General features: G+C 70.7%; 23 protein-coding genes and 4 pseudogenes. 14 read left to right on the forward strand and 13 right to left on the reverse strand.

What is annotated here, in order from left to right; translation table 11 throughout:
* The 10 genes from JWR81_RS26455 to JWR81_RS26500 form a co-directional block, all read right to left on the reverse strand.
* A partial coding sequence (locus tag JWR81_RS26455; protein ID WP_297658741.1) for an ATP-binding protein occupies nucleotides 1-620 on the reverse strand: 620 nt, incomplete at its 3' end.
* A gap of 143 nt (nucleotides 621-763) precedes the next feature.
* Complete coding sequence (locus tag JWR81_RS26460) at nucleotides 764-1,120, reverse strand: hypothetical protein (protein WP_297658743.1); 357 nt, start codon at nucleotides 1,118-1,120, stop codon at nucleotides 764-766.
* A 76-nt stretch (nucleotides 1,121-1,196) separates the two neighbouring features.
* Nucleotides 1,197-2,060 carry an alpha/beta hydrolase gene (locus JWR81_RS26465; protein WP_297658745.1) on the reverse strand — a complete coding sequence of 288 codons (864 nt, stop codon included), beginning with the start codon at nucleotides 2,058-2,060 and terminating at the stop codon, nucleotides 1,197-1,199.
* A gap of 35 nt (nucleotides 2,061-2,095) precedes the next feature.
* Complete coding sequence (locus JWR81_RS26470; RefSeq protein ID WP_297658747.1) at nucleotides 2,096-2,491, reverse strand: MmgE/PrpD family protein; 396 nt, start codon at nucleotides 2,489-2,491, stop codon at nucleotides 2,096-2,098.
* A gap of 81 nt (nucleotides 2,492-2,572) precedes the next feature.
* Entirely contained in the window at nucleotides 2,573-2,755 is a 183-nt protein-coding gene (locus tag JWR81_RS26475; protein ID WP_297658749.1) for a tautomerase family protein, read from the reverse strand.
* A 36-nt stretch (nucleotides 2,756-2,791) separates the two neighbouring features.
* Complete coding sequence (locus JWR81_RS26480) at nucleotides 2,792-3,031, reverse strand: tautomerase family protein (protein WP_297658751.1); 240 nt, start codon at nucleotides 3,029-3,031, stop codon at nucleotides 2,792-2,794.
* A 137-nt stretch (nucleotides 3,032-3,168) separates the two neighbouring features.
* Nucleotides 3,169-3,549 carry a nuclear transport factor 2 family protein gene (locus tag JWR81_RS26485; RefSeq protein WP_297658753.1) on the reverse strand — a complete coding sequence of 127 codons (381 nt, stop codon included), beginning with the start codon at nucleotides 3,547-3,549 and terminating at the stop codon, nucleotides 3,169-3,171.
* A 3-nt stretch (nucleotides 3,550-3,552) separates the two neighbouring features.
* Complete coding sequence (locus JWR81_RS26490; protein ID WP_297658755.1) at nucleotides 3,553-4,038, reverse strand: SDR family oxidoreductase; 486 nt, start codon at nucleotides 4,036-4,038, stop codon at nucleotides 3,553-3,555.
* Nucleotides 4,039-4,061: 23 nt separating this feature from the next.
* On the reverse strand, nucleotides 4,062-4,277 hold the full coding sequence (locus JWR81_RS26495) for an SDR family NAD(P)-dependent oxidoreductase (protein WP_297658757.1): 216 nt from the start codon (nucleotides 4,275-4,277) through the stop codon (nucleotides 4,062-4,064).
* A 109-nt stretch (nucleotides 4,278-4,386) separates the two neighbouring features.
* Nucleotides 4,387-5,310: a LysR family transcriptional regulator gene (locus JWR81_RS26500; RefSeq protein WP_297658759.1), complete on the reverse strand. Its 924-nt coding sequence runs from the start codon at nucleotides 5,308-5,310 to the stop codon at nucleotides 4,387-4,389.
* 262 nt (nucleotides 5,311-5,572) lie between these two features.
* Between JWR81_RS26500 and JWR81_RS26505 the strand changes: the two genes are divergently transcribed.
* From JWR81_RS26505 to JWR81_RS26545, 9 genes are all read left to right on the forward strand, one after another.
* On the forward strand, nucleotides 5,573-6,151 hold the full coding sequence (locus tag JWR81_RS26505) for an SMI1/KNR4 family protein (RefSeq protein ID WP_297658761.1): 579 nt from the start codon (nucleotides 5,573-5,575) through the stop codon (nucleotides 6,149-6,151).
* A gap of 165 nt (nucleotides 6,152-6,316) precedes the next feature.
* Nucleotides 6,317-7,318, forward strand: coding sequence for a LuxR C-terminal-related transcriptional regulator (locus tag JWR81_RS26510; protein WP_297658763.1), 1,002 nt, complete (start codon nucleotides 6,317-6,319; stop codon nucleotides 7,316-7,318).
* Nucleotides 7,319-7,448: 130 nt separating this feature from the next.
* Entirely contained in the window at nucleotides 7,449-8,663 is a 1,215-nt protein-coding gene (locus tag JWR81_RS26515) for an aromatic ring-hydroxylating dioxygenase subunit alpha (protein ID WP_297658765.1), read from the forward strand.
* Nucleotides 8,664-8,737: 74 nt separating this feature from the next.
* Nucleotides 8,738-9,205 (forward strand): hypothetical protein, encoded by a 468-nt coding sequence (locus tag JWR81_RS26520; protein WP_297658767.1) that lies wholly within the window; start codon nucleotides 8,738-8,740, stop codon nucleotides 9,203-9,205.
* Between the two features lie 106 nt (nucleotides 9,206-9,311).
* Nucleotides 9,312-10,679, forward strand: a complete 1,368-nt coding sequence (locus JWR81_RS26525) for an NADH-ubiquinone oxidoreductase-F iron-sulfur binding region domain-containing protein (RefSeq protein ID WP_297658769.1) — start codon at nucleotides 9,312-9,314, stop codon at nucleotides 10,677-10,679.
* On the forward strand, nucleotides 10,676-10,918 hold the full coding sequence (locus tag JWR81_RS26530) for a ferredoxin (RefSeq protein ID WP_297658771.1): 243 nt from the start codon (nucleotides 10,676-10,678) through the stop codon (nucleotides 10,916-10,918). Before JWR81_RS26525 ends, JWR81_RS26530 begins: the two co-directional genes overlap by 4 nt.
* Before the next feature lie 136 nt (nucleotides 10,919-11,054).
* Nucleotides 11,055-12,626: a cytosine permease gene (locus JWR81_RS26535; RefSeq protein ID WP_297658773.1), complete on the forward strand. Its 1,572-nt coding sequence runs from the start codon at nucleotides 11,055-11,057 to the stop codon at nucleotides 12,624-12,626.
* A gap of 99 nt (nucleotides 12,627-12,725) precedes the next feature.
* Nucleotides 12,726-13,745, forward strand: a complete 1,020-nt coding sequence (locus JWR81_RS26540; RefSeq protein WP_297658775.1) for an NAD(P)-dependent alcohol dehydrogenase — start codon at nucleotides 12,726-12,728, stop codon at nucleotides 13,743-13,745.
* A gap of 102 nt (nucleotides 13,746-13,847) precedes the next feature.
* Complete coding sequence (locus JWR81_RS26545; protein ID WP_297658777.1) at nucleotides 13,848-14,174, forward strand: multidrug efflux SMR transporter; 327 nt, start codon at nucleotides 13,848-13,850, stop codon at nucleotides 14,172-14,174.
* 469 nt (nucleotides 14,175-14,643) lie between these two features.
* Here JWR81_RS26545 and JWR81_RS34550 read toward each other — a convergent pair.
* A pseudogene (locus JWR81_RS34550) lies at nucleotides 14,644-14,745 on the reverse strand (hypothetical protein); the annotation flags it as partial.
* A gap of 106 nt (nucleotides 14,746-14,851) precedes the next feature.
* On the opposite strand from JWR81_RS34550, the gene JWR81_RS26550 reads away from it, so the two are divergent.
* Nucleotides 14,852-15,283, forward strand: coding sequence for a hypothetical protein (locus JWR81_RS26550; protein ID WP_297658779.1), 432 nt, complete (start codon nucleotides 14,852-14,854; stop codon nucleotides 15,281-15,283).
* On the opposite strand, the gene JWR81_RS26555 is transcribed toward JWR81_RS26550, so the two are convergent.
* Nucleotides 15,259-16,338 carry a trans-aconitate 2-methyltransferase gene (locus tag JWR81_RS26555; protein ID WP_297658781.1) on the reverse strand — a complete coding sequence of 360 codons (1,080 nt, stop codon included), beginning with the start codon at nucleotides 16,336-16,338 and terminating at the stop codon, nucleotides 15,259-15,261. The two genes, JWR81_RS26550 and JWR81_RS26555, sit on opposite strands and share 25 nt — an antisense overlap.
* A gap of 105 nt (nucleotides 16,339-16,443) precedes the next feature.
* On the opposite strand from JWR81_RS26555, the pseudogene JWR81_RS34555 reads away from it, so the two are divergent.
* The 3 genes and pseudogenes from JWR81_RS34555 to JWR81_RS26565 form a co-directional block, all read left to right on the forward strand.
* Nucleotides 16,444-16,698: pseudogene (locus tag JWR81_RS34555) on the forward strand (ATP-binding protein); the annotation flags it as partial.
* A complete protein-coding gene (locus tag JWR81_RS26560) occupies nucleotides 16,640-17,482 on the forward strand; it encodes a hypothetical protein (protein WP_297658808.1) in 843 nt (280 codons plus the stop codon). The pseudogene JWR81_RS34555 and the gene JWR81_RS26560, both read left to right, overlap by 59 nt.
* Nucleotides 17,483-17,511: 29 nt before the next feature.
* Nucleotides 17,512-18,010, forward strand: a pseudogene (locus JWR81_RS26565) (DDE-type integrase/transposase/recombinase); the annotation flags it as partial.
* 122 nt (nucleotides 18,011-18,132) lie between these two features.
* On the opposite strand, the gene JWR81_RS26570 reads toward JWR81_RS26565, so the two are convergent.
* Nucleotides 18,133-18,444 carry an EthD family reductase gene (locus JWR81_RS26570; protein ID WP_297658811.1) on the reverse strand — a complete coding sequence of 104 codons (312 nt, stop codon included), beginning with the start codon at nucleotides 18,442-18,444 and terminating at the stop codon, nucleotides 18,133-18,135.
* A gap of 318 nt (nucleotides 18,445-18,762) precedes the next feature.
* Here JWR81_RS26570 and JWR81_RS26575 point away from each other — a divergent pair.
* Nucleotides 18,763-19,302, forward strand: a pseudogene (locus JWR81_RS26575) (transposase); the annotation flags it as partial.
* Between the last annotated feature and the right edge of the window lie 327 nt (nucleotides 19,303-19,629).

Consider the following 19,629-nt stretch of genomic DNA (forward strand, 5'->3'; position numbering starts at 1 on the left):
CCCGGTCCTCGATCCGCGCTCTCTGTCTGCGCGGCCTCACACCTGCCCGCCACCGGGAGGACGACCTCGAAGCGGCAGCCGCCCAGCACGTTTTGGACCGCGGTCCTCCCCGAGTGCGCCTCGACGATGCCGCGCACGATGGCAAGGCCAAGTCCCGCCCCGGCAGGAGTGGTACGCGCGCCCGTACCACGCCACCCCGTGTCGAAGACCCGCGGCAGGTCGTCTGCCGGGATACCGCCGCACCCATCAGTCACCGACAACACGACCGTGTCCGCCTCGCTTCGCGCCGCCACCGCCACCGTGCCGTCAGCCGGCGTCCGGTGGATCGCGTTGGCCAGCAAGTTGGCCAGGACGCGAGTCATCGCGCGCCCGTCCACCTCGATCGGCAGCGGATCCATCACATCGCCGATGAGCCGCACGCCGAGCTCGCGGGCAAGCAGGTCCGCGCCCCCGAGCGCGTCGTCCACCAGGTCGTGGACCGACATGGGGGATAGCGCGAGCGGCAGCACACCCGCCTGGATGCGGGAGAGTTCGAACAGGTCGCCGACCATGGCGTTGAGTCGTTCGGCCTCGGTGCGTATCCGGGCGTAATAGACGGACGGGTCGTCCCCCGATGCCATCCTCGAGCGCCTCCGCCATCGCTCGCAGCCCTGTCAGCGGGGGCGCGGAGATCGTGCGCGATCCACGCCACCAGTTCACGCCGTGAGGTCTCCAGGGCATGCTCGCGTTCCCTGGACGCGGCGAGCTTGGCGCCGGTCGCCGCTTACTCGCGGCCCAACTCGGCGAGTTCGGCCGTCGCTGGGGCGACGGGCGCGGAGAAATTGCCGCCGTCCTCCAGCGCCCGGATGGCCGCGACCGGCGCCTTGCTCCCGGCGACCACCGGCCGCCCGAGGAACAAGGTGGTAGCGAGCGAGCCGGCGCCGGCGATCGCCAAGACCAGGATTACTGCGCTCACATCGGGCGAGTGCAGGAACATCTCCCAGGTCACCGAGACTGTCCCGGCGAGCATCGCGGCCACCGCCACCGCCACCGCCACCGCCACCGCCACCGCCACCGCGACGACGAGCGACGGCGAGCGGTGCCGCAGCGTCCGCAGGGCAAGCAGACCGATCTTCGGCATGTCTCCTCCTTCTCTTACGACCGCCGGGGATACCTCCGGTGCACGGGCCGGTAGCCGAGGCGTAGTCGTGCGGGTGTCACTGGACGGAGGCTTGGGCGGCCCGCTCGATTACGCTGGTGACCTCATCGGGATGCGCGATAGCAACCGCGTGGGAGGAGCTGACCTCAGTAATGTGGGCGTGGGCGCGTGCGGCCATGAAATGCTGCACTGCCGGTGTGGCGGCGTCGTCCTGGGTGGTGATCAGGTCCCACGACGGGATGGTCTTCCAGGCGACCGCGGCGCACTTCTCGCTGAACATTGATGCGGCGAGCGGACGTTCGGCGGCGGCCATCAGGTCGGTGACGGACTGGGGGACGTCGGCGGCGTATACCTCGCGGAATTTGTCGGGCCTGACGTACAGGTCGGTGGCAGTGCCGCCGCCGGGGAGCGAGAAGGGCACGGGCTGTAGGTAATTGCCGAGCGTGGCTCCGGGGTACTTGCCGATCAGTTCCGTCGCGGTCTCCCCAACGTCGGGAATGAGGGCTGCAATGTAGACCAGCGCCTTGACCTGCGGATCGCCAACGGCGGCCTCGGTGGTCACGAAGCCGCCGATAGAGTGGCCGACCAGAATGATCGGGACCTTCACGCTCACGAGGAAGCTGTGCAGGTACTGCGAGTCGCTGGCCATTCCGCGCAGCGGATTGGGCGGTGCCACGACCGGATAGCCCGCAGCCTGCAGGCTCTTGATCACGGCGTCCCACTCGGAGGCGTCCGTGAAGCCGCCGTGCACGAGCACGACCGTAGGCTTGTCCGCCGACACAATGTGCGCCGCCGACGAGGGATTGGCGGTCTGGGCGCTCGGCGCACCACACGCGGTCAGCGCGAGGGTCGCCACGCATGCCGCGGTGCCCAGCGTGGCGGCGTGCTTGAGGGTGCGACGGAGCGCGTTCTTGGGGTTCACGGTGGTCTCCTTTGAGCTACGAGGCTCGACGCCGGTCAGTGCCGGCATTTCCGGAATTGAGTAATGCCCAGCCGCTTGGCGAAAGGTTGCGGTTCGTGGTCCTCAGGGGCCTTGACGCCCAGCATGAGCCCGCCGAGGGTGAGGTAGGTGTCGAGTAGGTCGACATAGCGCACCAGGACCGAATTGGGCAGGGCGGTCTGCTCCGCGCTGGCGCGCCCGCCACCGATAAGGGTGGCGACCGGGCGGGATCCGACAGCGACAATCTGGTCGCGCAGGGTCTGGATGATCTCCCCGTCCAGCGCGGCGATCGCGCAGCCGAGTGAGTCCAAGACGTTGCGCTTGAGTGCGGCCAGCGCGCCGTCGGAGATATCGGAGAAGGTGGCCTCGGCCGTGAACCGGCAGACCTCGTCCACCGTGTACAGGTCGGACATCGGTTTTATCCACCTCACATGGTGGTAGGCCGGTCCCGTGCCCGGTGGCGTTCACCCCTGAGACGCGGGTGCGGACGGTGATCAGCTGCGGCGGATCCGGCCGCCGACGGACACGTTGGTCGGGGTCAGCTCATGGATCACGACGTTGGTGATCGCCGGGTCCGAGCCCACGGCCTCGTGGGTGCGGTCGATGACGTCCTGAACCAGCTTGGACTTGACCTCGGGCGAGAGCGTGGTGGGGACATCGATCTGGATGAAGGGCATGCCTGTCGTGTCCTTGTCTAGCGGGGTCGCGGGTGATCACTGCGGGTGATGCAGGCTGTTGATCAGCTCGGTGTCGTTGACGTTGCCTTCGACGAACTCGGGTAGGTGCTCGCCGGCCTCGACGAAGTCGATGCCGCGCCCTTCCCGGATCACCAGGAACACCTCGCCGACCGGTTCGCCGGTCGCGGTGCGCACTGCCTGGATGAGGCCGGCGGCCAGTGCGTGCTTCTGCTCGTCGGTGCGGCCTTGGCGCAGGTCGCACGAGATGATCGACATCACAGATCGGATCCTTTCTAGCGGGGTCAAGCGCGCGCCGGGAAGGAGACCTCGGCCGCTTGACTGAACCGGCCATCGAGAGCCATCACCGCGAGACGCCTCGCCTGGCCACATCCCGGAGCCTCCGCCGCACGGGCTTAGTTGAGACTGGACACCTGGTAATGACTGATGAGGTCGCCTTCGGTCGACTGCTTCACCAGCACGCTCAGGTACACCTGCAGCGGCGGCCGGTCGGTGAAGGAGAAATCAACACTCAGATAACCCAGAACCAGGTCGTCGGCAAGTCGCCGGATTTCGAGAATTCGAGGGTCCGCCGTCAGTCCGAGCGGCTGAGAATCGTAGTACTCGGCGACCGCCTTCCGGCCCACGCCGTAGGGGTGCAGGCCCTGGAAAATCGCGTCCGAGGTGAAGGTTGCGGCGACGTGTTGGGGTTCGTGCGCGTCGACGGCGCGCTTCCAGCGGTCCAGGACGTCGCGCAGGACCATCTCGTCCGACTTCGAGTTGACCTTTATGCTCATGGCTCAGTGCCCCGCGCTCTGGCCGCCGTCAACATGCAGGATCTCGCCCGTCACGAAGCCGGCCTGTTCGAGGTACATGATCGCGTCGACGACGTCGTCGATCTCACCGAGCCGGCCGACCGGGTGGAGTGCCGCGAGGAAGTTGTGCGTCTCGTCGGGGTGCATGGGGGTGCGGATGACACCGAGCGCGACGGTATTGACCCGAATGCCTCGGGTCGCGTATTCGATCGCCAGCGACTTGGTGACGGCGGACAGACCGCCCTTCGTCAGCGACGCCAGTGCGGAGGGCACCTGCGAGTTCGCGTGGTCCACCAAGCTGGTGGAGACGGTGACCAGGTGGCCGCCGGTGCCCTGCGCCAGGATCGCGGCGACTGCGCTGCGCGAGATCTCGAAGAAGCCGCGCAGGTTCACACCGGTGACGGAGTCGTCGTCGTCGTCGGTGTAGTCGATGAAGGGCTTACCGACGAAGACGCCGGCGTTGTTCACCACCGTGTCGATCCGGCCGAACCGGGCTAGGGCTGGGCTAGGGCCCGCTGCACGACGTGGGCGCCGGCTCCCGGCTGGGAGATGTCGACGGGCACGGTGAGCACCTCGGGATCGCCGGACGGGCCAATGGAACGTGAGGTCGCCACGACCGCGTAGCCGGCTTTGCGATATGCGGGAACGAGGGCCGCTCCGATTCCCTGGGAAGCGCCGGTGATGATGGCGACGTTCGGTGTGGGGGTCATGCCGAATACTCGCTTTCCAGAGGGGACTGATTTCGTGCCGAAGCACAAATTGATGGTGCGCGCGAGGCGAGTTCTCGCGCCACGACCTGTTTTCTCCCGCGTGGGAGGATCAGCCTCCGAGTTTCCGGTGCGGGTCGCCCTCGGGCAGCCACACCCCGCTGCCGTGGATGCCAAGGTCTCCGACATCACGGGTGATGGCGTCGGCAGCGGCCAGCACGGTGGGACGGAGCTCCTCCCGACGCCACACCAGCGACCACGTCCAGATCACCTCGGGGTCGATCACCGGTCGGCGCGCGAGGTCCGGCGGCAATCTCGTGGTCTGCCCTTTGGGTGAGCTGAGCACCGGCCGACAGGCCGCCCGGACGTGGTCGAAGAAGTAGCCACCTTCGATGCCGCCGTCCTGGATGCGCACGATGCGGGCGCCGGTGGCGTGGGCGAACTCTCCGGCGAACACGTTCCACGACGACCAGGACGTTGTGTCGTCGTCCACGAGCACGGTGACGTCCCGCGCCCGCACCGGCGACGTCTCGATGCCGGTCGACACGGTGTGGAGCCGCTCCGCGCCCAGCAGCCGGGCCCGCAAGCCGTGCTGGTCCAGGTCCATGGTGCGCACCCAGCACACGGCCAGGTCGAGGCTGCCGTCGGCGACCCGCGCAGCCTGGGCATGCGAGGGCAGGACCCAGGTATCGACGTGCAGCTGCGCGACACCCGAGGTGAGCGCGGCCAGGTTGGGAGGCAGCCAGTTGACGAAGCCGAGGCGGACCGAACCGGCCCCGGACAGCCGTTCAGCGCGGCGACGCACCTCGTCGGCCCGCTCCAACAGCTCCCGGACGTCCGGGAGCAGCGCCGCACCGGCCGGGGTGAGCGCGACCGAGCGGCGGTCGCGGACGAACAGCCCTACGCCGAGGTCTTGCTCGAGCGCTTTGATCTGCTGCGACAGCGACGGTCCCGCGATCAGCGGACGTTCCGCCGCCCGGCCGAAATTGAGCTCCTCGGCGACCGCGACGAAATGCCGCAGCTGGCGCAGTTCCACGCCCTCGCATGCTACGTGGTCTGGGAGGGTCTGCCTCTCATACGGGAGGACAGCGGTCGTGGCGGCTCCGTGCGGTGCGGCTACACGATCAGCCCATGACTCACGGCCCCCCGTCGGCGCACATCGGCAACGCGCTGATGCGCGAGGACCCCGTACTGGGCATGACCATCGCCGACGGCGCCTGGGCCCGGCGACGGCCGATCCGATAGCACGGGGCCGCACTAGGCTGCCACGGACCCCGCGTCCGGGAAGGACATGGCCAGTGACGAGTCTCGACGCCCTCGAGGGCGCCCTCACCGCCGTGGTGGGGCAGCAGCGGTTCGCCCCGGGGCGCAGTGACGCGGAGATCGACGAACTGCTCCGCGCGTCCGGGCTGGTGCTTCCTGCCGAGGTCCGGGCCTACCTGCGCCGGCACGACGGCGTCACGCCCACCGCCCGGGTGCTGGCACCGTGGCTGATCGGGCATTGGCTGCCGCTGTCGTTGCGCGCTGCCCTGGCGGAGCGCGAGGTGCGGCGCGCGATGGCGTGCGAGGAGTTCGGGGGTGAGCCAGACAGCGCCGACGGCGTGTGGGGGCCCGGCTGGCTGCCGCTGTTCCGGGCAGGCAACGGCTACATCCTCGCCGTGGACTGCCACGCCGATCCCGGCCCGGACGGCGGGGCGACGGTGCTGCGGATGGCCAGGGTGACGCCGACACCGCCGCCGGTGCCCTCGCTGGGGAAGCTGTTCGAGTTCTTCACGCTCGCCCTGACCACCCGGGCCTGGTGCTGGGACGAGGACCGGCGACGATGGATGTTCGATCGGGGGCGGTTGGCCGGCCATCCGCTGGCCCATGTGCTCTGACCAGCGACCCGCCCGGTCGCTGCCTGGAATGTTCGGTTTCGACCTGGCTTTCAAATACCGTAGTGAGATCCTCTACCTGCAGGCCTGAACCGCGGCTACCATCCGTCTGCTCCCAGGACCTGGATTGGTGGGTGAGCGATGGACACGCCGTCGTCGGCTTCCGTCGTGCCCCGCCGCGTCTGGACCACGCTCGGGGAACCGGCCCTCCGGACGGTCGCCAAGATCGCCGCGGTCGGTGCTTCCGGCGCGCGCGTGCAGGAGCGGGTCCAACTGATCCTCGACGAACTGCGCACGGTCGTGCCGTACCAGGCGGTGATGCTCGCCGGACGAGACCCGGTCAGTGGCCGGACCCGGCGCGTCGTCCAGTCCGGGTATCCGGCGCGTCTGTCGGAGTACATGATCGGCGAAGGCTTCCGGACCGAGATGACCGAGCCCTTCGCACGCAGCATGCCGGGCTGGCCCGTGCGCGAGTGCGACCTGCCGATGGACCCGATGTCCCTGCGGTCGATCGCCGAGCATCTGCGCCCCGCGGGCTACCCGGAGGGACTGCTCATGACGTTGACGGCCGACGACGATCGCGACGTCGGGTTCCTGATCATGTCGGTGGACGACGCCCGGACCCCGCCGTCGGACGAGGCCATCACCTCCATCGGGCACGTCGCCGCACTGCTCGGCAACCTGGTGGATCCACTCGGTGAGGCGCGCCGCCTGGCCTCCGTGCTGGGCGAGGAGCAGACCGCCGTCGCGATCCTGCCGAACGGGACCACGGAACCGCTGCAGGGTGCTGCCCCGCCGGAGCTGCTGGACCGCGGATCGCGGTTGCGGCTGGCGGCGGATCGCCTGGCCCGCGGCCGGTCGGCCGACACCCCGTTCACGTGGCTGGACGACGAGGGCGCCTGGTACCGCTGCCGGTTGCTGCGCTGCCGCGACGGGATCCTCGTGCTCACCATGACCGGCTGCGAGCAGCGGCACCGGCTCACGCGCCGGGAGCTCGAGGTCCTCACCCACCTGGCCGCCGGGAGCACCAACGACGAGATCGCCGCGGAGCTCGTCGTCACCACGAGGACCGTGCGGGCCCACGTGGAGCGCGTGATGGAGAAGCTCGCGGTGGGCTCCCGCTCCGGTGCCGTGGCCCGCGCCATCCGCGAGGGACTGCTCATCCCCTGAGCGCTCATCGGCTGGGCGCGGGTGTGGCTTTTCGGCCACTGTGCCCCGAATCGCCGCCGCCATAGCCTCGCGTCGAGCGGGTGCCCGACCTGGCGCCAGCACAGACGACTCGGCTAAGGCAGGTAGACCGGTGACTGAGCTTCTGAGCCGACCGACGACGGACGCGGTGCGGGAACTGGTGCGGCGGATCGGCGAGCAGGCTGCGCTGCCCCTGGAGGAGAGCCGCGCGCTGCCGGCCCGTGCCTACTGGGATCCGGAGTTTCACGAGTACGAACTCGAGCACGTCTTCAAGAAGGACTGGATCTGCATCGCCCGGGTCGAGGAGGTGCCGGACAAGGGCAGCTACCGCGCGATCGACCTGGCGGGGGAGCCGCTGATCGTCGTGCGCGGCAACGATGAGCAGGTTCGGGTGTTCTCCCGGGTGTGCCGGCACCGCTATGCCGACCTCATGGGCGGCGAGCGCAGCGACGAGGAGCGGGTCAGCGGCTGCGTGGCCCGCTTCGAGTGCCCCTACCACGCCTGGATCTACCGCCTCGACGGCAGCCTGCTCAGCGCGCCGGAGATGTCGGGCCGGCCGGGCTTCGACGCGAGCGCCAACGGCCTGCGCGAGATCCGGACCGAGATCTGGCAGGGATTCGTCTTCGTCAACCTCGACGACGACACCGACATCCCGTTCGACATGACCACCGTCGCGGAGATCCAGGACGGCTACGACCTGACCGACTGGGAGATCGCCTCGGTCATCGACTGGGGTGACTCGAAGGTCAACTGGAAGATCGTCGTGGAGAACTTCCTCGAGGTCTACCACCACATCGGCATCCACAAGAACGTGCTGCAGCCGCTGTGGCGGCTCGGCAAGTGCCGGCGGGGCGACTACACCGGCGCCGACTTCTACTACTCGCGCATGATGGCGGGCGCCGAGGTGGCGATCGGCGAGGAGGACGGCCACCTGCTGCACCCGCTGTTCCTGCCGGCGAAGAAGGGGCTGAGCTCGTTCCAGCGGTCGCACACGCTGCTGCTCGCGAAGTTCCCCGCCTACCTGTGCGCGCCCGGCCCGGACATCACGTTCTGGTTCCGGTCGCTGCCGACCGGCCCGGAGACCCACCGCCTGGAGATCCACCTGCTGGTGCCGAAGGAGAACCTCGGCGCCGAGGACTTCGACGAGAAGATGAAGGAAGCCACCGACTTCCTCAAGCTCGTGCAGGCCCAGGACGCCAGCGTCAACGAGGCCGTCCAGTCGTCGTCGAGGTCGCGCTACGCCACGGGCGGCGTCCTGCAGGCCCACGAGCAGCCGCTCTGGCAGCTCCAGAAGTACCTCGCCTCCCGGCTCCCCGCGCAGGACTGAGCGCGGCCGTTCCACTCACCGGCCGGGCGCGGTCCGTGTCCCGGCGGACAACCGATCGAAAGGACGACCACGACATGGCTCAGCGTGAGGTCACGTGGATCTCAGGTGGCTTCGCACAGTGGGGCAGGCAGGTCCCGCTGCGCGGTAGCGACCACAGGACCGTCGGCTACGAGGCCGACCTCGTCACGAAGCTCGTCGTCGCGGGCTCGGAGTCCCCGACCTACTTCCGCACCCTGTTCACCGGGCAGGACGAGGTCGCCCCGGACGGTTCGGTCCCCCGCGGTTTCGGCGCGGTGCGCCTGGAGGACATGCACACCGACGAACTGCTGATCGGGCACGTCGACTGGTTCATCGAGGACGGCCGCGACAAGGGCACGCTGACCGTCGACGGCGGCACGGGCCCGTGGAAGGGCGTCACCGGCACGGTGGCGATCGACCTGGAGTTCGGCACCGCCCGCAGCGGTGACTCCGTGACCACCGGCGAGCCGGTCCGCGTCATGGGGTTCATCGAGGGCACCGGGCAGTTCTCCTTCCCGGACTGATCGGTACCCCTCGAGGCGGATCGAGCCCGATCGTCCCGGATCCCCACCCCGCCGGTCGACCGACCGGCACCGCTTCCATCACGGTTCGTCGAAGGGTCAGCTCCCCATGGTCGTGGATCCCCTGTCCACCCGGTTCGTCCTGCACGAGGCGCGCTCCTGGCGCGGGGACGACAGCGGGCTCCTCGGACCCACACCGTTCGTCCGCGAGACCCGTGACGCCTACCAGGCGATCGGTGGCCATCCGGCCCGCGATGCCGGGGCCGCCGATCTCCTGGACCGGCTCGCCGCCGCACCCGGGATGTGCGCGTTGCGGGGACGCGGGGGAGCGGCCTTCCCGGCGTTGACGAAGATCCGGGCGGTCGCGCACGGTGCTCTCACGGCGCCGAGCCCACCCGTGGTGGTCGCCAACGGCGCGGAGGGCGAGCCGCTCAGCGTCAAGGACCGCTATCTCCTGCGCTTCCGCCCGCACCTGGTGCTGGACGGGTTGCTCACCGTCGCCGCGGCCCTCGGCGCGCCCGAGGCCCACGTCTACGTGGCCGACGCTGCGGCCCGGTCGGCCGTCGAGACCGCCCTGGCCGAGCTCGGGGACTCCCGCCCGGGGACCCGGGTGCACGTCTTCGCGGCGCAGGACACCTACGTCGCCGGTGAGGAGACCGCCGTGGTGCGGGCCCTGAGCACCGGCATCGCCCGCCCCACCGACAAGCCGCCCCGGCCGTTCCAGGTGGGCGTGCGGGGGGCGCCCACGCTCGTGCTCAACGTGGAGACGCTGGCGTGCATCGCGCGGGCCGGCCTGCCCGGCGGGCAGGAGGCAGGCGCGACCTTCCTCGCCACGGTCTCCGGGGCCGGTCGGCCGCCGATCCTGTACGAGCTGCCTACCGGGCTCGCACTGGGAGACCTGCTCCGTGAGCACCTGGGCCGCCAGGACTCCAGCCTCGACGTGCTCATCGGCGGCTTCTTCGGCGGAGTCGTCCCGGCCTGGCCCGACCTGGAGCTCAGCCACCCCGGCGTCGCCCGTCAGGGCGCCGGCCTGGGCTGCGGTTCCCTGCACCTTCTCGAGGCGCCGGCGTGCCCCGTCGCGATCACCGCCGACGTGATCGCGTTCTACGCCGCGCACAACGCGGGGCAGTGCGGCATGTGCATGGCCTCGTCCACGGCGATCGCGGCCACCCTCGCCGAGCTGGGCGAGCCCCGCGCCGCCCGCAACTACGCCGCGTTGCTCCCGCGGTGGGCCGCCCAGCTGCGCGGCCGCGGCGCCTGCGCCGTGCCGGACGCGATCGCCGTGCTGCTGCGCACGCTGCTGCGCCACCACCCGCAGACGGTGTCGCAGCACATCGCCACCGGGTGCGACCGCTGCCGTCGGGTCGAGGACGACCCGCGATGGGGGCATCTCCACGTCACCCTCCCGGCCCCGACCGGCGAACCGACCAACCCACGAGCCGCCGAGCTCGCGCCGAGCCTGACGGGTGCCCGATGAGACTGCGTGTCGACCCCGTCAAGTGCCAGGGCTATGCCGTCTGCACGGAGGTGGCGGCCCGCCACTTCAGCCTCGACGACTGGGGTTTCGCGCAGGCGCTGGTCGTCGACGTGATCGGGGCCGACGTCGCGGCGGTCTCCGAGGCGATCGCCGACTGTCCGGTGCGGGCCATCCGGTGGATCGCGGGTCCCGGCGAGAGCGTGGGCGACGGTGCCGCTCCGCCGGGCACGGCCGGGTGACCCGAAGCCCGGAGAGTGGCTTTTCCGCCACTGTGCGGCCCCCCGTGCCGCGGCCATATTTTTCCCCGTCCTTCTCCTCTGTGGCAGCCGCCACACCCCCTTCCGAGTCGCGTTCCGCGGACTGGAGACACACGACATGGCGATGCAGGTGAGCGATGACGCCCCGCACCGGCCCCCCACCGACGAGGTCGGTCGGGTCGAGACCCGGGGGGTCGACTTCGTCCCGCTGGAGGACCGGCAGGACCGGCCCCGCGACATCGGAACGGTCTTCCTCGGCGCGAACATGTGCTTCGGCACCATCGTGCTCGGAGCGTTGCCGATCCTGTTCGGGCTCGGTTGGTGGGCGGCGTTCTGGGCCATCACGGTGGGCACCCTGCTGGGGACCGCCTTCTTCGGCCCGGTCGGGCTGATCGGGCCGCGCACCGGCACCAACAGCGCGGTGAGCAGCGGGGCCTTCTTCGGCGTCGTCGGGCGTCTGATCGGCTCGCTGGTCGTTCTCGTCATCGCGATCGGGTTCTACGCGCTCGCGGTCTGGACCGGCGGGCAGGCGGTGGTCGCGGGCGCGCACAAGCTGTTCGGCCTGCCCCAGGACACGCTCGAGTTCGCCATCGCCTACGGGCTGATCGGCGCGATCACCGTCGTGCTCGCACTGATCGGGCACGCCACGCTGGTGGCCTCCCAGAAGGTGATGGCGCCGCTCATCGCGGTCCTGCTGATCGTCGGGGTGCTGATCAAGCTGCCGGACTTCGACCCCGGCTACGCGGGCGGGGAGTACCTGCTCGGGAGCTTCTGGCCGACCTGGGTGCTCTCGATGGTCGCCTCGGCCTCGCTCGCGTTGTCCTACGGCCCCTTCGCCAACGACTACGCCCGGTACCTGCCCGTCACGGCCGCGCGCCGCGGCGCCCTCTGGGGGAGTGCCGGCATCTTCTTCGGCTGCTGGTTCGCCCTGCTCTTCGCCGCGTTCTTCACGTCCATGATGGCCCCGGGGACGGCCGACTTCGTCGTCGGCCTGGTCGAGGTCTCGCCGACCTGGTACGCGGTGCCCCTCGTCATCATCGGGCTGCTCGGCGGCTTCGGTCAGGGTTCGCTGGCCCTCTACGGCACCGGTCTGGACACCTCGTCGTTGATCCCGCGGTTGAGCCGGGTGAACGCCACCGTCGTGGTCAGCATCGTCGGGGTGGGGCTGGTGTACCTGGGCGCCCTCGTCTGGGACGCCCTGAGCCTGGTGTCGACCTTCACCGTCCTGCTCACGGTCATCGCGGCGCCCTGGCTGGTCATCAACGTGATGGGGCACCTGGCCCTGCGTGGCAGGTACATCCCCGAGGACCTGCAGGTGTTCAACGTCGGCATGACCGGTGGGACCTACTGGTTCCGGCGCGGCGTCAACTGGTACGCGATGGCGGCCTGGCTGCCTTCGGTCGTCCTGGGACTGCTGTTCGCCAACACCCCGCCGCTGATGGAGGGGCCGTGGCGCAACGCCGCCGGGGGCATCGACCTCAGCTTCCTGTCCGCCGCGCTCGTCGCGTTCCTGATCTACGGAGCGTTCCTCCTGCTCGTCCCGGGGCGCGCGTTGCCTGCCACGTCGGGGACCCCACTGGTCGGCCTCGCCACGGCGTCGGGTGTGGCTCCCGCGTCGGGTGAAAGCCCTGGGGACCACGCCGCGCCGCTCACGGCCCCGCTCGGTCCCGAAGGGGCCCCGAGCACCTGAACCCGCCCCGCCCCTCCCGCATCGCCGCGGGTGGGTCGTCCGACCGGCCGGGACGCCCCGGCCTCCTTCCACCACCCCGATCCCAAGGAGGAGACGGCCATGCTCGCCGTTCGTCTTGAGCAGTACGGGCAGATCCCCGTGGTCGCCGATGTGCCCGAACCGGTCCTGCAGGGCGCCGACGACGTCATCGTCGCGGTCGAGGGCGCCGGCGTCTGCCGGACGGACCTGCACGCCGTCCACGGCGAGCTCGCCGACGTCTTTCCGACCCCGCTGCCCTTCACGCTGGGGCACGAGGTCGCCGGCGTCGTGGTTCAGAAGGGTGCCGACGCGCGCGGCGTCGATATCGGGACCAAGGTCGTCCTGCACCCGCTGATGACCTGTGGCCTGTGCCGGGCCTGCCGCCGCGGCGAGGACCAGCACTGCGCCGAGGGCAAGTTCGTCGGTCTGGCCGTGGACGGCGGGATGGCCCAGTTCGTGCGGACGAACGCGCGGGCACTGGTCCCGCTCGCGTCCACGACCGACACCCGCGAGGTCGCGCCGCTCGCCGACGCAGGCATCACCGCCTACCACGCACTCCGGCGGGAGGTCGCGCACCTCAGCTCCGAGAGCGTCGCGGTCATCCTCGGGTGCGGCGGCCTGGGCCACCTGGCGATCCAGATGCTGCGGGCGATGAGCGACTGCGTCATCGTCGCCGTCGACCCGAAGGAGGCGGCCCGGGATCTGGCGAAGTCCGTCGGCGCCGATCACGTGGCAGGCGAGGACGCCGGGGAGGTCGTCGCGGAGGTGTCCCGCGGGGCCGGCGCCACCGCCGTCTTCGACTTCGTGGGCGAGGGCGACGCTCCGGCGCTCGGCGTGAGCCTGCTCGGTGCCCAGGGGCTGTACTCGGCCGTCGGCTACGGCGGCACCAGCAGCATCCCCACGATGGAACTGGTACTCAAGGAACTCCGCGTGCAGGGCAACATGGTCGGCACCTACCAGGACCTGGCCGAGCTGATCGCGCTCTACGAGCGTGGCCTGCTGCGGTCCCACGTGGTGCCCTACCCACTCGCCGAGGCGCACCGGGCGTTCGACGACCTGGAGAAGGGGCTCGTCCGCGGACGCGCGGTCCTCGTGCCGTGACCGGCGGATAGCGAAGCAGGCGACCGCCTCGCCCGGATCCGTCAGCAGGGCGCCCGGGCCACGCGGTCGTCTCAACCCCCTCTACTTTCAGGAAGGTCGTCCGTGGCCTGGGTGTATGTCATCCTCGGCGGCTTTTTCGAGACCGCGTTCGCGGTGTCGCTGAAGTACTCAGAGGGGTTCGGTCGGCTGTGGCCGACCGTGTCGTTCCTGGTCTGCTCCGTGATCAGCTTCGCCCTGCTGACAGCGGGCCTGCGGGAACTGCCGGTGGGCACCGCCTACGCGGCCTGGACCGGGATCGGGGCGGTGGGGACCGCCACGGTGGGCATGATCTGGTTCGGTGACTCTCCGGCGTTCCTCCGGATCGCCTCGGTCGCCTTGATCGTCGCCGGGGTGGTCGGGCTCAATCTGGCGGGTTCCGAGGCCCACTGACTGCCGGAGTCGTGGTGACGACGGGCAGACGCGACGCAGAACCCGGCCGACACCTGCCGCCGCGGTACCGGCGGGCAGGTGCCGCCGGTTCGCCGTGGCGAGCACAACCTGCGGACCGCAGCCACGGGTGTGGTCGGCCGGTGGGTGCGCCGTGACGGCACGGAGAGCGTCGAGCTGATGCAGGTGGCGCCGCACCGGGCGCTCGACGTCGTGCTCGACGATCTCCGCGCCTGCGTGGCACGGTCGGCCGGTGAGCGCGGCGTGCGACGGATCCTGCTGCCGCTGGACCCGGCGCTCGAGCCCGGCCCGGTGTGCCGCGACCTGTTCGGGCCGGTCGGGTCACCCACCGGTCTTGTCGGGCGACTCGACCTGCGCGGGGGTGATCACCGTGGTGGCCGAGGCCGGCTGGATGGACGGCCAGCGCGGCGGCGACGGCATGTGTGCGCAGCGGGAGTCTGCCCACGTCGGCGACGACGGCGGGCGGGCGCCGCGTCTGCTGCCAGCGCAGCATGTCCAGGGACAGGTCCGCGGCCACCGGGTACGCGTCCGCGGCCCGCAGCGCTGCGCTCACCAACCCGGTCCCGGCCCCGGCGTCGAGGACGATGGCGCCGGCCAGCGGGTGCGGGACGGCCGCGACGAGGTCGTCGGCGATCGGGCCGTAGACGCGGGCGGCGCTGTTGGCCCAGCCTTCGGCCGCGCCGGACCAGCCCGAGGTCGTCGCGCCAGCCGCGGAACTCTGCGCCCAGCGCGGCGATGCCGTCGAGCAGCCCGCGGTGCGTGGTCATGCCGAGCACGCCATCGCCTGCGGGGACGAGCCGCTCGCCGACGTCGCGCATGAGGATGGTCAGCTCGCCGTCGACCACGTCGACGTCGACGACGGCGTGGTCGACGACCGCGGCCGCGCGGTGCATGATCCCGGCCCGCCAGATCTTCGCGGTTCGGAAGCCGCGGTCGCCGGTGATCCGCATGACCCAGTCGTGCTCGGGGCGGACCCGTTTGCGGAACCAGCGCTGTCCGGCGTCGGTGAACCGCTCGAACGTCGCGCCCGACTTCGTATCGGCCGGCTGCACCTGGACCATCTCGGTCACGACGGCCGCCGCAGCTCGTAGAGGTTGTTGAAGGGGTTGTCCATCGGCACCTGCCGGACCTCGGCGAACCCTGCTCGGCCGGCCAAATCCCGCAGTACCGACGGCGTCAGTCCGAGCGTGCCGAGCCCGGCGCCGCCGTGGGCGAGCGAGGTCGTCATGCAGTACAGGAGGCTGAACCCGTAGAGCAGCGTCGCGATCGGGCCGATGTTGTCCTCGGCGCGGTCCGAGCAGTTGATGTCGAGACATACATGTACGCCGCCGGGGACCAGTGCATCGTGGATTGCCGCCAGCAGGCCCTGCGGGTCGACCGCGTCGTGCACCACGTCGAAGGTCGTGACGACGTCGAAGCGCCCCGGCAGCCCCACCGCGGCGTCGGCCACCAGGAACTCGACACGGTCGGCGACCCCGGCTTCGGCGGCGGCGCGGCGGGCCCGTGCGATCGTCGGCGCGTGCGTGTCGATCCCGACGACCGTGCAGTCCGGGAACTCCTGGGCGATCCGGATCGGGCCATGGCCGGCGCCGCAGCCGACGTCGGCGACGCGGGCGTCGGCACGCAGCCGCCGCTGCACGTCCGGCATCAGCGGCAGCCACTGCTGCACCAGTAGGTGCTCGTGCCAGCCCGCGGTGAACCGCTCGGTGCCGGTCCATACGTCGGCGTGCAGGTTCTCGGGTGCGAGACCGCCGCCGCGCCGAAACGACTCGGCGATGTGGTGGTAGCCCTGCAGGGCACCGACGAGCTCCTGGTGCACGCCGCCGAAGAACGCCGGACCGGACTCGGTCGCGAGCGTCGGGACGTGCTCGGCCGGCAGCAGGTACCGGTTCGCCGGCGTGTCGTGCTCCAGGTATCCGGCGGCGACGAGACCCGCCGCCCACTCACGGACGTAGCGCTCGTCGGTGCCGGTGCGGGCGGCGAGCTCGGCGCTGGTGGCCGGGCCGTGCTGGGCGAGATCGGCAAACAGGCCCAGCCGGTCACCCAACGCGGCGAGCACGACCGCCGCCGCCGCGGCCGTGTCGGTGAGGACCTTGCCGGTGAAGGCGTTCGCGCGAGCGGTGTCGGTGATCTCGGTGGTGGTCACGGTGTGCTCCTTCGGTCGGTGCAGGCATGTACCCCGAAGGCGTGCGTTCGGAGGTAACGATCCGTTCCACCGCGCCGTACGATCGCGACCCCGACGGGAGGCCAGATGGAGCTGGTCGGCCGGTCCGCCGAGCTGTGCGCCCTGGACGCGGCGCTCGCCGACGTCCGCGGCGGGCGCAGCAGGCTCGTACTCGTCGCCGGGGCCGCCGGCATGGGCAAGACCGAGCTGGTGACCGCGGCGATGTCGCGCGCCGAGGCGACCGATCTCACGGTGCTGTGGGGCAGCGGCTGGGAGGCGGGCGGTGCTCCCGCGTACTGGCCGTGGACGCAGGTGCTGCGCGGGCTGGCCCGCCGGCCCGGACGCCGACATCCCGCGGCTCGCCCATCTCGTGCCGGAACTCGGCAGCCCCGATCCCGCGGGCGTCGCCTCCGACGGGGCCCGCTTCGCGCTGTTCGACGCGGTCGCGGCGGCGCTCGCCGGTGCCGCGGGCGTCGCCCCGCTCGCCGTGGTCGTGGACGACCTGCACGTGGCCGGGCAGCCCTCGGCGCTGCTGATGCAATTCCTCGCGCGCGAGCTGCGCCGGTCCGCGGTGCTGCTCGTCGCGATCTACCGCCCCATCGAGGCCGGCTGGCAGCCGGGGATGCGGGAGACGGTCGCCGCGCTGGAGGGCGCCGCGACGGTGCTGGCGCTGCGCGGGCTCGACACGGCGGGGATCGCGCAGATCGTCCGCGCGACGGCTGGCACCGTGGCGCCCGCCGAGCTCGTCGACGCGATCGCCGCGCGCACCGACGGCAACCCGCTGTTCGTCACGGCCGTCGCGCGGATGCTTGCCGCCGGGGTGCCCGAGCCGGGATGGTCGGTGCCTGCGGGCATCCGCCAGGCGATCCGCGCGCAGGTCGCCCGGCTGGCCGACGAGTCCGCCGCCACGGTAGGTGCGGCCGCCGTGCTGGGCCGCGACGTCGACATCGCCGTGCTCGCCGACCTGCTGCGGCGCCCCGCCGCAGAGGTGGCCGTGGACCTCGACGGGGCCACGACCGAGGGGCTGCTACACCCGCATGCTGTCGGCCACTACCGCTTCGCGCACGACTTGGTCCGCGAGACGGTGCAGGCCGATCTCGACCCCGGCGTGCGGCCGCCAGCCTGAAGCCGGCAACGAACCCGAGACGGTTCACCACGTGGTCCGGGGTGGCCTACGTCGCTTCGTCATCGACGCCTACTCCCGGTGCATCCTGGGCTGGCGCGCGACGACGAGCATGCGCACCGAGCTTGTCCTCGCGCCCTCGAACACGCCGTCTGGATCCGCGCCGAACAGGGCCGGGCCAAGCTGGACGGTTTGATCATGCACACCGACGCCGGGTCGCAGTACACGTCCATCGTCTACACCGAGCGCCTCGCCCCGGCCGCCGCAGCACCGTCGGTCGGCACGGTCGGCGACGCCTACGACAATGCGCTGGCCGAGTCGACCATCGGGCTATTCAAGTCCGAGCTGATCAAACCGAGAGGGCCCTGGCGCAGCGTCGAGCGGGTCGAGATCGCCACCCTCGAGTACGTCGGCTGGTTCAACCACCGACGGCTACACAGCGCCGCCGGAGACATCCCACTCGCCGAACTTGAGGCCGCCCACTACCGTCAACGAACAGTCACACCGCAGCCAGAGAACTCAAGCCGATAGCTCCGGACACGCCGGGGCGGTTCAGCCTGCCGTTATCGTCGTCGGGTGCCCGGTGCCTTCGACTCGGCCCTTGCCGCCCGGTCTCGCGTTCACGCGTGGACCTCACCAGTTCGATCTCAGCGTTACATCTTCACGTCGCTGATCTGGATCGTTGGCTGGATCGGCGTGTAGTTCGGGATGTCGCCCATGATCTGCTCGGTGTGCGGCCCAAAGGCCTGCTCGAACGCCGCCGCCGAGTCGAACAGAAGGTGACCCATGGCGACGAAGGCCGGCGGTGCGTCCGGCGTCCCGCCCGCCACACCCTGCTCGACCGAAACGCCTTTGAGTGCCGCGCCCAGCTTCTCTTGAACCATCGGGATGTGCTGGCCCAGGTAGTAGTCCATGTCGAACTTCGCGCCCTCGTTGTGAGGATAGAGCACGCTTACCTTGATCATGGCGTTCCTTCCGGCCGAGATCCTGTGGTATCGGCACCGACGATGCCGCACGACGTACGCGAGGACAAGCCCATGGACTCCTGCGTCCTTTATCGACGGCAGAAGCCGGTGAGCGTCCCGACGGGACGACAAGGCATTCCTCACCGGTTCGCCAGCTCACCGGCGAGGACGACAGCAACTTGGAGCGCAGCCTGGGGTCGTTGGCACTCCACCGAGCGTGCAACGGGCGTGCGATACCCGGGTGCACCTTGGGGTCAACTACGTTACTCAGGCCGCCGACGAGCCGCAGGTCAAAGGCCACGATCGCACCGACGGACGGCCCGCGGGCTGTCCGGGGTGAAGCTGGTGACCTCCGATGCCCACGACGGGCTCGTGGCCGCGATCGGGGCGACGCTGCCCGGCGCCGGTTGGCAGCGCTGCAGAACCCCATTACGCGGCGAACCTGACGGCGGCCACCCCGAAGGCATCGTGGCCGTGGGTGCGGGCGCTGCTGCACTCGGTCTACGACCAGCCCGACGCCGCCTCGATGCACGCCCAGTTCGACCGGGTCCTCGACGCGGTCGCCGAGAAACTGCCGAAGGTCGCCGAGCACCTCGACGCCGCCCGCGCGGGCGTGCTGGCCTTCACCGGTTTCCCCAAGGAGATCTGGCGTCAAATCTGGTCCAACAACCCCAGCGAACGCTTGAACCGGGAGATCCGCCGCCGCACCGACGTCGTGGGCATCCTCCCGGATCGCGACGCCCTGATCCGCCTGGTCGGTGCCGTGCTGGCCGAGCAGCACGACGAATGGGCCGAAGGCGCCGCTACCTCGGCCTCGACGTCCTCGCTCGAGCGCGCGTCAGCCTCGTCCCCGACACCACTACACTGAGCTTGGCCCTTGGCACGTGCCTTCTTCGGCAAATTTGTGCGGAGACTCGCACGGGACGGCCCGGAAGCAGGGACGGTCCGGAACCACCTGCGGCCACGTGGTCCCGACGCCTGGACCTACGCAGCCAAGGCCTGCGTCGCGCGGCGATTTCTATGTTGTGGGGCGTACATCCGGGGGACCGGCCAGTGGCATGACCGCCGTCGGTGAAGAAGCCGTCAGCTCCCTCGCGCCGGGTTGGGCGGCTGCCGGTCTGGTGCCGGGCCAGAGGCGGTGTGACCCGGTCGGCCGGTCGCCACGGCGGGAAGCCCCGGCCGACT

Source organism: Pseudonocardia sp. (assembly GCF_025965585.1).
GTDB lineage: Bacteria > Actinomycetota > Actinomycetes > Mycobacteriales > Pseudonocardiaceae > Pseudonocardia.